We start from the raw sequence: 14,478 nt of genomic DNA, 5'->3' as shown, positions 1-14,478 counted from the left end.
TCGGGCTTCCGCGGGGCCCTACAGTCGGGTGTATGGCATACGAGGTCGAGAAGTCCGATGAGCAGTGGCGCGAGCAGCTCTCGCCCGACGAGTTCGCGGTGCTGCGCAAGGCGGGCACCGAGCGCGCATTCAAGGGCAAGCTGACCGACGCCGAGACGATCGGCGTCTACCGCTGTAAGGCATGCGACGCCAAGCTCTTCGAGTCCGAGACGAAGTTCCACTCCGGCTGCGGGTGGCCGTCGTTCTACCAGTCGATGCCCGACACGGTCGAGGAGCGCGCCGACAACTCGCTGGGCATGCGCCGCGTCGAGGTGCTGTGCAAGAACTGCGGCTCGCACCTGGGACATGTGTTCCCCGACGGCTACGGCACCCCCACGGGCGACCGCTACTGCATCAACTCCATCAGCCTCACCCTCGAGCCCGCCGACGGGTCGGGCCGGGTGGAGGGCTAGTCACTCCAGCCCCAGAATTCACCGGACGGCCGGTGATTTCGCCCCTGGGACGGTGGAATTTCACCGTCCCGGGGGCAAGTTCACCGGCCGGCCGGTGAATTCCCCGGGCGCGGCGCCCTCCCACACACCTACGGCAGGCGGTCGACCAGGTCGGCGATGGGGGTGAGGGCGCCGGTGTAGAACGGCACCTCCTCGCGCACATGGCGACGGGCCTCGGAGCCGCGCAGGTGCCGCATGAGGTCGACGATGCGGTAGAGGTCGTCGGCCTCGAAGGCCAACAGCCACTCGTAGTCACCGAGGGCGAAGCTCGAGACGGTGTTGGCGCGCACGTCCTTGTAGTCGCGCGCCATCTTGCCGTGCTCGGCGAGCATCGCGCGGCGCTCGTCGTCCTCGAGCAGGTACCACTCATAGGAGCGCACGAACGGGTAGACGCACACGTGCTTCTTGGGCGCCTCGTCGGCGAGGAACGCCGGTACGTGCGACTTGTTGAACTCGGCCGGACGGTGCAGCGCCATCTGCGACCACACCGGCTCCAACCGGGCGCCGAAGGCGGTACGCCGGAAGCGGTGGTAGGCGGCCTGGAGCTCCTCGCTCGTGGCGGCGTGCAGCCAGACCATCACGTCGGCGTCGGCGCGCAGCCCGCTCACGTCGTAGACGCCGCGGACGACGACCCCGGCCTCCGCGAGCTCGGCGAACAGCTTCTCGACCTCGGCACCCTCGGCTGCCCGGTCGGCCGCACCCAGCACGTCGCGCAGCCGGAACACCGACCACATCGTGTAGCGGATGCCGTCGTTGATCTCGCGGATGCGGGCGGCGTGTGACTGCGATTCGGTCGCGCTGTCGCTCATGGCGCCATTGTCTCCCCTGCCCGTCCACGATCGGACAGCAGCCCGGCGGCGGCCCGGTGCGCGGAGGCGAGGACCGCCGGGATGCCCACGCCGTCGTACGCCGCGCCGCACACCGCCAGCCCGGGCACGGCGGCCACGGCGTCGCGTACACCGGCCACCAGCGCCACGTGACCCGGCGCGTACTGCGGCAACCCGCCGCCCCATCGCTGCACGTGGGCGTCGACCGGGTCGGCAGCGACGCCGGCCAGCACCGCGAGGTCGCGCCGCGAGCGCGCGACCAGTTCGGCGTCGGGCACCTGCAGCGTGGTCTCGTCGCCGTGCCGGCCGAGCGAGGTGCGCAGGTGCACCAGTCCCTCACCCGCACCCGCCTCGCGCACCCAGCCCCACTTGGCGAACGAGAACGTCGAGGCCTTGATGTCGCGGCCCTCCACCGGGGGCACCAGCAGTCCCGAGCAGTCGGTGTCGGCCAGCGCCCCGACCTCGGCCGTACGGAACGCGAAGCTCACGACCACCACCGAGGCGCTCTCGACCCGCCCGAGCAGGGCGGACGCCGCAGGCGCTACGTCGGCGAGCAGCCGCGCGGTGGCGGCGGGCGGGGTGGCGAGCACCACCGCATCGACCTCGAGCCGCTCGGGTGACGTGGCGGGGCCTACCGCCAGCCGGAAGCCGGAGGAGGTGCGGGCCAGCTCGCGCACGGTCGCACCGGTGCGAACCTCGACGCCGGCCTCCCGCAGGCGCTCGGCGAGGGCGTCGCTCAGCCCGCCCATGCCACCGGACAACCCGGCGAAGACGGGGGTCGAGTAGGTGGCGGGGGCAGCCATCGCCGCACCTGCCTCGAGCAGTGAGCCCGACTGCGCCATCGCCACGAGCTGCGGCACCGCGGCGCGCGCGCTGATGCGACGCGCCTGCCCGGCATAGACGCCGCCGAGCAGCGGCTCGACCAGCCGGTCGGTCACCGCCGGGCCGAGGCGGGCGTCGACGAGGTCGCCGACGGTGAGGTCGTCGTCCGGATCGAGCTCCAGGGGCGGCAGGGACGGCTCCTCGCGCACCCGGGCGAGCTCGGCGTCGTCGAGCACGCCGCTCGCAGCGAGGTCGTCGAGGTCGAGCGGCACACCCATGAGCGAGCGCGGCAGCCGACGCAGCGCGCCGCGAGAGAAGATCCGTGAGCTGACGACGGCCGGGTGCTCGACCTCGAGCCCGGCGGAGCGAGCCACCTCGACACCCTCGGGGCGCCGGTTGAGCATCGCCTCGGCGCCGACGTCGACGAGCACGCCACCGACGGGGCGACGGCGAAGCTTGCCCCCGGTCTCGTCGCCCGCCTCGAGCAGCAGCACGTCGTGGCCGGCCCCGACGAGATCCCGGGCCGCAACCAGACCGGCGACTCCCCCACCGACCACCGCGACGCGAGCACCCACGAAGGCCAGCCTGCCACGGCCCCGCGGAGTTCAGGCGGGCACGGGCACCTTGGTCTCGACCGCCGTGGCCGCGGGCCGACCGACGGCGTCGAGGTCGATGCCTCGGGTCTCGGGCAGGAACCGCGCACAGGTCAAGGAGACGGCGGCGACCACGACGTTGTAACCGGCCACCCACCACAGCGTGCCGTGACCGCGGGCGACGAGCCAGGCCGCGATGAGCGGCGTCAGCCCGGAGGCCACCACTCCCGAGACCTGGTAGAGCGTGCTCAGGGCCGTGTACCGGTAGCGCGTCTCGAACTGCTCGGACCAGAAGGCGGCGAGGGGCCCGTAGACCACCCCGTAGACCAGGCCCAGCCCGAGCACGAACGCCGCGAAGATCAGCCAGCGCTCACCACTGCTCACCAGCGCAGCGGCCGGGAACGCCACCAGCAGGCCGAGCCAGGTGCCGGCGCGGTACACGGGCAAGCGACCGATGCGATCCGAGAGCGCACCGGTCAACGGCACCAGGACGACGCCGAGCCCGGCTCCGACGAGGATGCCGGAGAGCGCCCAACTGCGCGGCAGCTCCAGGTTCGTGACGACGTAGGCGAGCAGGTAGACGCTGAAGAGGTTGAAGGTCAGGCCCTCGATGAAGCGGGTGCCCATGCCGAGCAGCAGCGGCTTGGACTGGTGACGTAGCAGGTCGCCGAGGGGCAGCCGCGACACCTCGTGCTCGGCCTGCACCTTGGCGAACGCCGGGGTCTCGGTGACCGAGAGCCGGATGTAGGCGCCGATGCCGAGCAACACCACGCTGGCCAGGAAGCAGGCTCGCCAGCCCCAGGCGAGGAACGCCTCGTCGGGCAGCAGGCCGGCCAGCGAGAAGGACGCCGCGGCGAGCAGCAGCCCGCCCGGCACACCGATGTGCGCGAAGCTGCCCAGGAAGCCACGCCGCTCGGCGGGTGCGTACTCCACCGCCAGCAGGACGGCGCCGCCGTACTCGCCACCGACGCCGATGCCCTGGAGCACCCGCAGCACCACCAGCGCGATGGGCGCCCACACACCGATCTGGTCGTACGTCGGCAGCAGGCCCACCAGCGCGGTGCCCACGCCCATGATCACCAGCGTCAGCAGCAGCATGGTCTTGCGACCGACCCGGTCACCGAAGTGTCCGAACACGAGTCCGCCGACGGGCCGGGCCAAGAAGCCGACGGCGAACGTCGCGAACGCGGCGAACTGGGCGGCCGGACCGTCGAGACCGTTGAAGTACAGCTTGTCGAACACCACGGCGGCCGCGGTGCCGTAGAGAAAGAAGTCGTACCACTCGATCGTGGCGCCGACCGCGGCCGCCACCGCCACCCGACGCGGCGACGGCGGGCCGCTGGACGCTGATGTGGTGCGGTGCCGACTCACGCGGCGCTCTCCTGGCCGCCCGAGGTCTCGGCCGCGACGGGCTCGCCGTTGATGCGACCGTCGAGACGGCGGGGGTCGAGGTCGTCGCGGTGCAGCCGCTGGAAGGAGCTGCGGTGGAAGACCAGTGGCTGCCGCTCGTCCTCGACGTGGACGCCCTCGATGGCCAAGAGCACCACGACGTGGTCACCGGCTTCGACCTCGTCGTGCACGGTGCAGGTGAAGTGGGCGACGGCCTCGTCGAGCAGCACCGCACCCCCGCGCGTCGTGTGCACGGCCAGATCGTCGAACCGCTCGTCGGCGGGCCCCGCGAGCTGGCGGCACAGTGCGTCGTGGTGCGCCGCCAGCACGCTGACCCCGATCTGATCCGACTGGCGCAGCAGCGGCCAGGTGTTGCTCTCGGCGGCCACCGAGACCGAGACCAGCGGCGGGTCGATCGAGACGGAGGTGAAGGAGCTGGCCGCAATGCCGACGAGGCGGCCCTGGGCGCGGCCGGCCACCGCGACGACTCCGCTGGGGTAGGTGCCGAAGGCGTCACGCAGGGCGCGGGCGTCGAGCGCGGGGGTCTGTTCGGTCGTCTGGGTGGTCATGCGGGAACTCCTGTGGGTCGGGGCAGGCGGTCGAGCAGGGGGCGGACGACGGGCGCGGTGCGGTCGAGCCAGTCGCGGTAGCTCGCGGGGTCGTCGTATGCGTCGTCGAGCACGAAGAGGGCGGGCGTGACGCATGGGGCGCCGAGCTCGACCAGGAGCGGCCGTAGGTGCAGCTCGGGCGCCAGGGCGTGGTGCGGCGATCCGCCCAGCATGAGCGGCACGGCCACGCCAGCCAGCCCCGTGCCGCCGGCGAACCGGTCGAGGAACACCTTGAGCAGCCCGGTGTAGGTGGCCTTGTAGGTCGGCGAGGCGACGATCACCAGCTCGGCCGCGCCGACGCGGTGCACGGCGTGCGCCACGTCGGGGTCGTCGGGGTCGAGCAGTCGCTGACCGAAGGTGGCGAGGTCGACGACGCACTCGCAGTCGCCACCCGTGAGCGAGGTGGCGAGGTAGCGGGCCGCCGTCAGGGTGCGCGATTCCGGGCGGGGGTTGCCGCAGACCACGGCGACGCTGCCCATCGTGCCGGCGCCGCTCACGACGCGGCCCGCCGTCCGGCCTCGCCGAAGGGCACGCTGTGCTCGCGCCCGACGGAGGGCGCGGGGTGCTGCCAGCGACCGCGCTCGGCCAGGATCGGCAACACGCCCTCCCCGAACCAGTAGGCGCCCTCGAGGTGCGGGTAGGCCGAGAGCACGAACTCCTCGATGCCGAGGTCGGCGTACTCCTCGATGCGATCGGCGACCTCCTCGTGGCTCCCCACGAGCGCCGTGCCGGCGCCCCCGCGGACCAGCCCCACGCCGGCCCACACGTTGGGGTGGATCTCGAGGTCGGAGCGGGTGCCACCGCTGAGCTCGAGCATCCGCTGCTGTCCCACCGACCCGCTGCGCAGCAGGCCGCTGCGCACCCGGGCGATGTCGTCGTCGGAGATGCCTGCCAGCAGCCGGTCGGCCTCGGCCCAGGCCTCCTCGGAGGTGTCGCGGGTGATGGTGTGCATGCGGATGCCGAAGCGCACCTGCTCCTCGCGGCCCTCCTCGCGAGCGAGCTCGCGGATCCAGGCGATCTTCTCGGCCACCGCGGCCGGGGGCTCGCCCCAGGTGAGGTAGACGTCGGCGTACTTCGCGGCCACCCGCCCGGCGGCCGGTGAGGAGCCCCCGAAGTAGATGTCGGGGCGGGGGTCGGGGCGCTGGTTCAGCGTGGCGGCCTCGACCCGCAGGTGCTGGCCCTCGAAGTCGACGGTCTCACCGCGCCACAGCCGCGTGACGATCTCGAGGAATTCCGCACACCGCTCGTAGCGTGCCTCCTTGTCGTCGAAGTCGCCGAACATGCGCTGCTCGTGGTCCTCGCCTCCGGTGACGACGTTGAGCAGCAGCCGGCCGCCGGAGAGCTGCTGGAACGTGCCGGCCATCTGGGCGGCCAGGAACGGCGAGACCAGACCCGGCCGGAAGGCGACCAGGAACTTCAGCCGCTCGGAGACCTGGCTGAGCATGGCGGTCGAGAGCCAGGCATCCTCGCACCAGGCGCCGGTGGGGGTCAGCGCGGCCTCGAAGCCCATCGTCTCGGCGGCCCGGGCGACCTGGCCGAGGTAGGGCACGTCGGCGGGGCGCCCAGCGGCTCCGGCCGCGAGACCGTGGCCGCCGCCGACGACATGACGGCCGTCGCCGCCGTTGGTGGGCAGGAACCAGTGGAACGTGAGTGGGTGGCTCATGACGAGCTCCTCTCGTGAGGGGGAAGGGTCAGAGTTGGCCGTGGCTCGGTGGCAGCACGCCGTCGACCGCCCAGCGGCCCAGGTGCTGCACCTTCCACGAGGCGGGGTCGTGCAGGGTGTGGGTGCGGGCGTTGCGCCAGTGCCGGTGCAGGTTGAGCCGGTCCAGCGCCGCTCGGGTTCCGGCCACCTCGAAGAGGCGTGAGGAGACGTCGACCGATGCCGTCGTCGTGGCCGCGCGTGCCGCGGCGACCGCCAGGGACGCTTCGCCCGCCGTGTCGGCGGTGAGGCGGGCGTTGGCCCGGTCGACGGCGCGGGCGGCCTCCGCGACCAGCGCCTCGGCGCCGCGGACGGCGACCTCCATCTCCCCGAACGCGTGCACGACGAGCGGGTCGTCGGCGTGGCGCTCGACCCCGGCGTCGGGGTAGGGCCGGCTCTTCGTCGTGACGAAGCGGGCCGCCTCGCCGAGAGCGGCGCGGGCGATGCCGGCGTCCAGGGCGGCGTGCAGCACCTGCGCGAACGCGCCGTAGGTCTGCGGGCCCTCGAACGTCGGGTAGGGCGTCAGGAGGGCTTCGTCCACGCGCACCGAGTCGAGCAGCACCCGCCCCGAGGCGGTGGTGCGTTGCCCCATGCCGTCCCAGTCGTCGACCACCCGGACGCCGTGGTCGTCGCGCCGCACCCACGCCGCCTGCTTCGGACCACCCGGCCCCTTGTGTGCGAGCACGGGAACCCAGTCGGCGAACAGGGCACCGGTGCAGTACGCCTTCTCGCCCGACAGCGTCCAGTCGCCGTCGGGGCGCGGGTGGAGGGTCGTGGCGTGGTCGCGCGCGTGCTTGCTGCGCAGCTCCGACTGCGCGTTGCCGATCAGGGCCCCGCACAGCACGTCGCCGAGCACCGTCTCGCGCTGCGCCGGGGTGCCGTTGACTCGCAGGAGGTTGACGTAGACGAAGTGACTGTGGGGGATCTGCGCGACGCTGGGGTCGCCCTCCGCGAGCAGCCGGAACACCTCCGCCACCACCTCGGTGGGCAGGTCCGCCCCACCGAGCGAGGCCGGCACCGTGATCGCCAGCAGGCCGGAGCGACGCAGGAGGTCGATCTCGCGGGCGGGGAGCAGTCGCTCGGCATCACGCAGAGCGGCGCCGGTGGCCAGCTCGGCCGAGAGCCGCTGCGCGGCACGAACGGCGTCGTCCGCGGTGAGCACGGGCACGGTGTCGGTGCTCTCGAAGACGGTGACGGCGCTCATCCGACACGCTCCAGCTCCGCGGCCTCCATCTCGCGCACGATCGGCAGCACCTCGCGGCCGAAGTACTCGACCTCCTCGTGGTAGTGCAAGAAGCCGAGCAGCATGAGGTCGACACCGAGGCGCTTGTAGGTGAGCAGCCGCTCGGCCACCTGCTCGGGCGTGCCGATCAGGCCGGTCCGGAACCCGTCGTTGTACTGCACCATGTCGGAGAAGTCGGAGTCGGCCCACATGCCCTTGCCGTCTGCGGTGGAGCGGCCGGCCTGGGTGACCGCCGAGCCGAAGCCCTCGACGGCCTCGCGGTCGGCCTTGTCGACGATCTCGCGCAGCACCTCGCGCGCCTCGGCCTCGGTGTCGCGCGCCACCATGAACCCGTTGACGCCGAAGCGGACGGCGCCGACCCGGCCGTGCACCGCGGCCACGTCGTTGACGTCGTGGATCTGCTCGGCGATGCCCTCGGGCGTGTTGCCGTTGGCGAAGTACCAGTCGCTCACGCGGCCGGCCATGCCGCGGGCGTCGGTGGAGTTGCCGCCCTGGAAGATCTCGGGATGGGGCCGGCCCGGCCCGGCGAGGGGCTTGGGCTTGAGGTCGAAGTCGTGCAGCCGGTAGAAGTCGCCGGACAGCTCGGCGTGCTCGCTGGTCCAGAGTTCGCGCACGTAGCGGATGAACTCCTCCGCGCGGCGGTAGCGCTCCGCGTGCTCGAGCCAGGGCTCGCCGAGTTTGGTGAACTCGTCCTTGAACCAGCCGCTCACGACGTTGATGGCGGCGCGGCCGCCGGAGAGGTGGTCGGCCGTGGCGATCCACTTGGCGAGCACGCCCGGGTGCCACAGACCCGGGTGGATCGCCGAGATGACCTTCAGCCGCTCGGTGGCCAGCAGCAGGCCGAGCGAGAACGCGGTGGACTCGTGCTGGTAGGCCGCGCCGTAGGAGGCCATGTAGCGCACCTGGGTCAGGGCGTAGTCGAAGCCGTTGTCCTCGGCCAGTCTGGCCAGGGTGCGGTTGTACTCGAAGGACCAGTCGGTGCGCTGCTCGATGGTGCTGACGACCAGGCCGCCGCTGACGTTGGGAACCCAGTAGGCGAAGCGGAGGGGTTGCGGCTCGCGCGAGGACGGCGCGAAGGAGGCGGTCATGACTCGTGGTGCCTTTCGTGAGGGGAGGGTCAAACACGACTAACTTACTTGACTTAAACGACTTTAGCGCGACGCCGACCCCTCCTCCGCATCGGGCACGCGCGGACCGGCCGAGGGGGTGATCGGCAACACCGATCACCCCCTCTCGGAACCACACCTCTCGTGGGTCGGCGTCATCGACGAGTGGCCCCGACCGCCCACGCGAGCGGCGGCGCGGTGCCGTTCACGAGGTCGGCCCCCACCACGCGCGCCTTGAGGATGCGCGGGTTATGCGAGGCGACCGTGCGGGCGTTGCGCCAGTGCCGATCCAGGGCCAAGCGACGCGCAGTGCGACACTCCACGGCTGGCCGGCTCCGCCGTGCTCGACAGGGCCGAGCAGGGTGGCGAGCCCACTCTCCTTGAGCAGCTGCACCTCGGCGTGCGGCGGCCGATTGGCGCGATCGCGCACGAGGGCGTCCGCAGCGAGCCGGGTGGCAACCTCGCGTGCGACCTCGCCCCACACCTCACCCGACCCGGCCGAGGCAGCACCCCCGGCCGGGTCGGAGGAAAGCAGTACTGGTGGTCATGGAGTTCTCTTCCCTGGACGCAAAAGTCTTGTATGTCTATAGATATAGTCGTCTTTTGTCGCCGGTCGCGGTGCTGCGTCACGGCCCGTTGCCGACCAGAGCCGCCAGGCACGACCGATCACCACCCGGAGAGGACCAGGACACCCAGTGCGCATGGAACAACTGGAGTACGTCGAGGCCGTCGCCCGTCACGGATCGCTGCGCCGCGCCGGCGAGCAACTGCATCTCTCCCAGCCCGCGCTGAGCGAGGCGCTGACCAAGCTGGAGCGCGAACTCGGCGTGACCCTGGTCGACCGCCGTCGCTCCGGCAGCAGGATCAGCCGCCAGGGCCAGGAGCTCATGCCCCACCTGCTCGAGGTGCTCGACGCGGTCGAGCGCATGCGGTGCGCGGCGGGCGACGCCACCGCCACCCTGCGCACCCTACGAGTGGGCACCGTGGGCGTGGCGACGGGTACTCTCCTCGCCCCCGCCGTCCGCTCCTTCCAGGAGGCCACCCCCGAGACGACGGTGGAGATCTGTGCCCTCCAGCAGGAGGAGATCGACGAGGCGCTCCTCGACGGATCCCTCGACATGGGTCTGGTCACCGTCGCCGACGAAGCACGCCTCCCCCACCGCCTGGCCGAGACCGTCCTGGTGCGCGGCGCGACGGTCGCGGTACTCGCCGGCGAGGACCCCCTCGCCGCGCAGCCCGACGTCGAGCTCGACGCGCTGCACGACGCACCGTTCGTCGCCATGCGCCAGGGCTATCTGATGCACCGGGTCGCGCTGTCGCTCCTCGGCGGCCGTCTGCCCGCGGTGTGTCACCACGCGGACGGTGCGGAGATGGGCAAGGTGATGGTCGGCGGCGGACTGGGCAGAGCGCTGCTGCCGGACTTCAGCGTGCTGGGCGACCCCATGCACCGCGCTGGCCACATCGTCACGCGGCCCCTGGCCGGATCGTCCGCCCCGGAGGTGCGACTCACGATGCGCCACCGGGCGGGAGCCCCCACGTCAGCACCCGTGAGTGCGCTGGCCGGCCTCTTGGTGCGCGAGGCGCGGAACCGGAAGGACGAGCCGCCCGTCACAGCCGCATGAACCCGACCTCCCGCCCCGGCTCAACCCGCACTCGGCGTCTGCTCCTCGGCGCCGCCACCACCGCCGTTCTCGCACTCTGCGGTGCCGCGTGCAGCAGCGACCAGAGCGCCGACTCCGCGGCATCCGACTCGTCGGTGAACAGCTCCGACGCACGCGCCTCGCGCGATCTGGCTCAGGCGCCCGCGAACTCCCTCGAGCAGGCTCGCGCCAACGGCTCGGTCGCCGGATCGGCCGCCGCTTCGACGTCCGACACCCTCGACGCCGACACGACGAGCGCCCAGGCCGCGAGCACAGCCCTGCAGCCGGCCATCATCTCGACGGGAACGGTGGGTCTGCGCGCCAAGGACGTCGGCGACGCCCGGTTCGAGGTGCAGAAGATCGTCGACCGCTTCGCCGGCAGCGTGACCGACAGCGACACCGAGACCGACGACGACGGCCAGGTGCGGCGCTCCCGGCTGGTGCTGCGGATCCCGAGCAAGGACTTCACCGAGGCGATGGACGCTCTGGAGAAGGTCGCCACGCTGGAGTCTTCGACGAGTACGTCGGAGGACGTCACGGGCCAGGTCGTCGACACCGGCGTGCGGATCCGGGTGCAGCGGGCCAGCATCGACCGCATCGAGACCCTCCTCGACCGGGCCGGCTCGATCCGTGACGTGGTGTCGGTGGAGAACGAGCTGACCCAGCGCGAGGCCAAGCTCAACACCCTGCTGCGCCACCGGGCCTATCTCGCCGACCAGACCTCGATGTCGACGATCACGGTGCACCTCGAGCGCATCGGTGCCGCGAAACCGATGCCGGTCGAGACCGACGAGTCCGGGTTCCTGGCCGGTCTGGACTCCGGCTGGCACGCGTTCACCGGGCTGGCGATCGGGCTGGCCACCGTGGCCGGCGCGGTGCTGCCCTTCGGCGTGCTCGCCCTGCTGCTCGGCGTGCCTGCCTGGGTCATCGTGCGACGCCGTCGGCCGCGCCTCGCAGGCCCTGCCCCGGCCGCCGACTGAGCCTGGATGAGGAATCAGTCGAGCGGGTAGGAGTGCACGAAGTCGACGAGGCGGGCGAGCTGGTCGGGGTCGGTGCTCGGGATGACGCCGTGGCCGAGGTTGAAGACATGGCCGCGGGCGGCACGGCCGGCGTCGAGGATCTCCGCGGCGCGGGCGGTCATCACCTCGGTGGGGGCGAAGACCAGGGTCGGGTCGAGGTTGCCCTGCACGGCGCGGTCGCCGACGACCGGGATCGCGCGCTCCAACGGCGTGCGCCAGTCGACGCCCACGACGTCGGCGCCGGCCTCGCCCATGAGGTCCAGCAGGTTCGAGGTGCCCACGCCGAAGTGGATGCGCGGCACACCCAGCGAACCGGCCCGCTCGAGCACCTGGCGCGACCACGGCTGCACGTGCTCGGCGTAGTCACGGGGGGTCAACGCGCCGGCCCAGGAGTCGAAGAGCTGGACGGCGCCGGCACCGGCCGCGACCTGCACCTCCAGGTAGGCGCCGGCGATGCCCGCGATCTTGGCCATGAGCGCGGCCCACACGTCGGGAGCGCCGAACATCATCGCCTTGGTCTTGGCGTGCTCCTTCGACGGACCGCCCTCGACCAGGTAGGAGGCCACGGTGAACGGCGCGCCGGCGAAGCCGATGAGCGGGGTGGCGCCGAGCTCGCCCACCAGCCCCCGCACGGCCTCGGTGATGAACCCGACGTGGTCGGGCGTCAGGTCGGGGATGGCCTCGACGTCGGCCAGCGTGCGCACCGGGTGGGCCACGACCGGCCCGATGCCCGGCTTGATGTCGAGGTCGACACCGACGGCCTTGAGCGGCAGCACGATGTCGGAGAAGAAGATCGCGGCGTCGACGCCGTAGCGGCGCACCGGCTGCATGGTGATCTCGACGACCATCTCGGGATCCATGCACGACTCGAGCATGCCGACGCCCTCGCGGATCGCGAGGTACTCCGGCAGCGAACGGCCCGCCTGGCGCATGAACCACACCGGCGTGTGCGGCACCGACTCACCGCGCGCGGCCCGCAGGAACGCGCTGCCGGCCGTGCGCGCAGCAGGTGAGGGGGCGGCGTCCGATGGCTCCACGGGGCACAGGGTTGCAGGTCGGTCGGCGTGTTCGCACATCTGCGCGACACGCCGACGCCTAGGGTGGCCCCATGGTCGCGCGCCAGGAGATGCGCCCCTCCGCGGGCGCCCCGACTCCGCCTGCGGAGTTCCGGGAGGCTGTCACCGCCATGCAGCGCGCCCGGCTGCGACCCGAGATCGTGTGCGAGCAGATGCCCGCCCCCCAGCGCATCGCCCCGTGGTCCTACGCCGTGTCGGCCGACGTCGTGGTCGAGCACGACGAGCTCGCGACCGGGCGGTTGATCCTGCTCCACGACCCGGCGGGCAACGACACCTGGGAGGGCACGTTCCGCTGCGTGGCCTACGCCCGGGCCGAGGTCGAGTCCGAGCTCGCAGGCGACGACATGGTCGGCTCGGCCACCTGGAGCATCCTCACCGAGCACCTCGAGAGCCATGGCGCCGCCTGGACCGCCGAGTCCGGCACCGTCACGCGCATCACGACCGAGAGCTTCGGTGGCATGGACGACGAGCCGCTCACCGTGCAGGTCGAGATCCGCGCCTCGTGGACCCCCCTCGCCGCCGACGGCCTCGGCACACCCGACCTCGAACCCCACGTGGGCGCCTGGGCCGACCTGCTCTGCATGACCGGCGGACTGTCACCGGTGCCCGACGGCGTGGCGATGATGCCCAGCCGACGCGGCCAGCGCGGACACTGACCCGCCGATGTCCCAGGACACCGCGCCCGCCTCACCCGAGGAGCCCGGCGAGACCACGCCCGAGCCCGAGCCCGCGCCCCTGCTCGAGCTCCGCGACCCGCTGCCCGAGGTCATCGACACCGACCAGGGCCTCGCGCGCCTGTGTACCGCGATCGCCGCTGGGTCCGGCCCGCTCGCCCTCGACGCCGAGCGGGCCTCGGGTTACCGCTACTCCAACCGGGCCTACCTCATCCAGATGCGCCGCGAGGGTGCGGGCACCTGGCTGCTCGACCCGGTGCCCTTCGAGAACCTGGCACCGCTCCAGGAGGCTCTCGGCGAGACCGAGTGGATCCTGCACGCCGCCACCCAGGATCTCCCCTGTCTGGGCGCCGAGGGCCTGACCCCGCACCGACTCTTCGACACCGAGCTGGCCGGTCGCCTGCTCGGATATCCCAAGGTCGGCCTCGCCACCTTGGTCGAGGAGCTCCTGGGGCGCCGCCTGAAGAAGGAGCACTCGGCCGTCGACTGGTCGACCCGGCCGCTGCCCCGGCCCTGGCTGGAGTACGCCGCCCTCGACGTCGAGGTGCTCGTCGAGCTGCGCGACATCCTGGCCGCCGAGCTCGTCGAGGCCGGCAAGCAGGAGTGGGCCGAGCAGGAATTCGCCGCGCTGTGCCACTTCGTGCCGGCCGAACGAGCCGAGGCGTGGCGTCGCACGTCCGGGCTGCATCGGGTGCGCGGACGCCGCGGGCTGGGCGCCGTCCGGGCCTTGTGGGAGGCGCGCGACTCCCTCGCTCAGAAGCGTGACGTGACCCCGAGCCGGATCATCCCCGATTCCGCGATCACGGCCGCCGCGGGCGCGATGCCCACGGACCGCAACGCCCTGCTGGGACTCAAGGGATTCCACGGTCGCGGCGCCGAGCGCTACGCCTCCACCTGGGTCTCCGCACTGCGTGCCGTGGCCGATCTGCCCGAGGACGACCTGCCCACCCGCACTCCGCGCACCGACGCGCCGCCGGCACCACGAGCGTGGGCCGACAAGGATCCCCTGGCCGCGCGCCGTCTCGAGCGTGCGCGCCCCGAGGTCGCCGCGTACGCCGAGCAGCACCACCTGCCGGTGGAGAACGTGCTCACCCCCGACTACCTGCGCCGCGTGCTGTGGAAGCCGCCAAGCACCCGGGATCCCGAGCGACTGCCCGCGGCCGTCGCCGAGCGGTTGGCCGAGTACGGCGCGCGCCCGTGGCAGATCGAGATCACGGCGCCGATCATCACCGCCGCGATCCTGGCCTCCGAGCGCGAGCCCGGCGAGGAGACCACGAGCTGACCCCGGCGG

15 protein-coding genes are annotated in these 14,478 nt (G+C 72.4%); 5 read left to right on the top strand and 10 right to left on the bottom strand.

The genetic code is table 11. The features are described from left to right. Positions 1-32: 32 nt before the first annotated feature. Complete coding sequence (gene msrB / locus ISG29_RS00910) at positions 33-452, top strand: peptide-methionine (R)-S-oxide reductase MsrB (RefSeq protein ID WP_194501491.1); 420 nt, start codon at positions 33-35, stop codon at positions 450-452. 128 nt (positions 453-580) lie between these two features. Here the strand turns inward: msrB and hemQ are convergent, their stop codons facing one another. The 9 genes from hemQ to ISG29_RS00865 form a co-directional block, all read right to left on the bottom strand. Further along, positions 581-1,300: a hydrogen peroxide-dependent heme synthase gene (hemQ, locus tag ISG29_RS00905; protein WP_194501490.1), complete on the bottom strand. Its 720-nt coding sequence runs from the start codon at positions 1,298-1,300 to the stop codon at positions 581-583. Then, a complete protein-coding gene (gene hemG, locus ISG29_RS00900) occupies positions 1,297-2,715 on the bottom strand; it encodes a protoporphyrinogen oxidase (protein ID WP_194501489.1) in 1,419 nt (472 codons plus the stop codon). The genes hemQ and hemG overlap by 4 nt, the downstream gene beginning before the upstream one ends. Before the next feature lie 30 nt (positions 2,716-2,745). Beyond that, positions 2,746-4,104 (bottom strand): MFS transporter, encoded by a 1,359-nt coding sequence (locus ISG29_RS00895; RefSeq protein ID WP_194501488.1) that lies wholly within the window; start codon positions 4,102-4,104, stop codon positions 2,746-2,748. After that, positions 4,101-4,691: a flavin reductase family protein gene (locus ISG29_RS00890; RefSeq protein WP_194501487.1), complete on the bottom strand. Its 591-nt coding sequence runs from the start codon at positions 4,689-4,691 to the stop codon at positions 4,101-4,103. Before ISG29_RS00890 ends, ISG29_RS00895 begins: the two co-directional genes overlap by 4 nt. Next, on the bottom strand, positions 4,688-5,227 hold the full coding sequence (locus ISG29_RS00885; RefSeq protein ID WP_328827417.1) for an NADPH-dependent FMN reductase: 540 nt from the start codon (positions 5,225-5,227) through the stop codon (positions 4,688-4,690). The genes ISG29_RS00890 and ISG29_RS00885 overlap by 4 nt, the downstream gene beginning before the upstream one ends. Further along, on the bottom strand, positions 5,224-6,393 hold the full coding sequence (locus ISG29_RS00880) for an LLM class flavin-dependent oxidoreductase (RefSeq protein ID WP_194501486.1): 1,170 nt from the start codon (positions 6,391-6,393) through the stop codon (positions 5,224-5,226). Before ISG29_RS00880 ends, ISG29_RS00885 begins: the two co-directional genes overlap by 4 nt. 28 nt (positions 6,394-6,421) lie before the next feature. Next, positions 6,422-7,633, bottom strand: coding sequence for an SfnB family sulfur acquisition oxidoreductase (locus ISG29_RS00875; protein WP_194501485.1), 1,212 nt, complete (start codon positions 7,631-7,633; stop codon positions 6,422-6,424). Further along, positions 7,630-8,760 carry a dimethylsulfone monooxygenase SfnG gene (gene sfnG / locus ISG29_RS00870; RefSeq protein WP_194501484.1) on the bottom strand — a complete coding sequence of 377 codons (1,131 nt, stop codon included), beginning with the start codon at positions 8,758-8,760 and terminating at the stop codon, positions 7,630-7,632. Before sfnG ends, ISG29_RS00875 begins: the two co-directional genes overlap by 4 nt. 173 nt (positions 8,761-8,933) lie before the next feature. Further along, entirely contained in the window at positions 8,934-9,101 is a 168-nt protein-coding gene (locus ISG29_RS00865) for a hypothetical protein (RefSeq protein ID WP_207792622.1), read from the bottom strand. A 378-nt stretch (positions 9,102-9,479) separates the two neighbouring features. On the opposite strand from ISG29_RS00865, the gene ISG29_RS00860 reads away from it, so the two are divergent. Then, positions 9,480-10,400 (top strand): LysR family transcriptional regulator, encoded by a 921-nt coding sequence (locus tag ISG29_RS00860; protein ID WP_194501483.1) that lies wholly within the window; start codon positions 9,480-9,482, stop codon positions 10,398-10,400. Next, positions 10,397-11,398, top strand: coding sequence for a DUF4349 domain-containing protein (locus ISG29_RS00855; protein ID WP_194501482.1), 1,002 nt, complete (start codon positions 10,397-10,399; stop codon positions 11,396-11,398). The genes ISG29_RS00860 and ISG29_RS00855 overlap by 4 nt, the downstream gene beginning before the upstream one ends. Before the next feature lie 14 nt (positions 11,399-11,412). Here ISG29_RS00855 and hemE read toward each other — a convergent pair whose 3' ends face one another. After that, positions 11,413-12,474: a uroporphyrinogen decarboxylase gene (gene hemE, locus ISG29_RS00850; RefSeq protein WP_328827410.1), complete on the bottom strand. Its 1,062-nt coding sequence runs from the start codon at positions 12,472-12,474 to the stop codon at positions 11,413-11,415. A 71-nt stretch (positions 12,475-12,545) separates the two neighbouring features. Here hemE and ISG29_RS00845 point away from each other — a divergent pair, with 71 nt between their 5' ends. Then, the gene (locus ISG29_RS00845) at positions 12,546-13,169 is read left to right on the top strand and encodes a DUF3000 domain-containing protein (RefSeq protein WP_194501480.1); all 624 of its coding nucleotides are present in this window, start codon (positions 12,546-12,548) and stop codon (positions 13,167-13,169) included. Between the two features lie 7 nt (positions 13,170-13,176). After that, positions 13,177-14,469 (top strand): ribonuclease D, encoded by a 1,293-nt coding sequence (locus ISG29_RS00840; RefSeq protein ID WP_194501479.1) that lies wholly within the window; start codon positions 13,177-13,179, stop codon positions 14,467-14,469. Positions 14,470-14,478: the final 9 nt, after the last annotated feature.

Origin of the sequence: Nocardioides acrostichi (assembly GCF_015319165.1) — a bacterium.
In the GTDB taxonomy this organism is placed as follows: Bacteria; Actinomycetota; Actinomycetes; order Propionibacteriales; family Nocardioidaceae; genus Nocardioides; species Nocardioides acrostichi.
The sequence above is the reverse complement of the archived record's forward strand: the minus strand, read 5'-3'. Positions and strand labels throughout refer to the sequence as shown.

Excerpts from the sequence above, each read along its gene's own strand:
- ISG29_RS00860 (WP_194501483.1), top strand. The coding sequence starts at position 9,480 with ATGGAACAACTGGAGTACGTCGAGGCCGTCGCCCGTCACGGATCGCTG.
- ISG29_RS00840 (WP_194501479.1), top strand. The coding sequence starts at position 13,177 with ATGTCCCAGGACACCGCGCCCGCCTCACCCGAGGAGCCCGGCGAGACC.
- ISG29_RS00845 (WP_194501480.1), top strand. The coding sequence starts at position 12,546 with ATGGTCGCGCGCCAGGAGATGCGCCCCTCCGCGGGCGCCCCGACTCCG.
- hemQ (WP_194501490.1), bottom strand. The coding sequence starts at position 1,300 with ATGAGCGACAGCGCGACCGAATCGCAGTCACACGCCGCCCGCATCCGC.
- ISG29_RS00880 (WP_194501486.1), bottom strand. The coding sequence starts at position 6,393 with ATGAGCCACCCACTCACGTTCCACTGGTTCCTGCCCACCAACGGCGGC.
- sfnG (WP_194501484.1), bottom strand. The coding sequence starts at position 8,760 with ATGACCGCCTCCTTCGCGCCGTCCTCGCGCGAGCCGCAACCCCTCCGC.
- ISG29_RS00875 (WP_194501485.1), bottom strand. The coding sequence starts at position 7,633 with ATGAGCGCCGTCACCGTCTTCGAGAGCACCGACACCGTGCCCGTGCTC.
- ISG29_RS00890 (WP_194501487.1), bottom strand. The coding sequence starts at position 4,691 with ATGACCACCCAGACGACCGAACAGACCCCCGCGCTCGACGCCCGCGCC.
- msrB (WP_194501491.1), top strand. The coding sequence starts at position 33 with ATGGCATACGAGGTCGAGAAGTCCGATGAGCAGTGGCGCGAGCAGCTC.
- ISG29_RS00855 (WP_194501482.1), top strand. The coding sequence starts at position 10,397 with ATGAACCCGACCTCCCGCCCCGGCTCAACCCGCACTCGGCGTCTGCTC.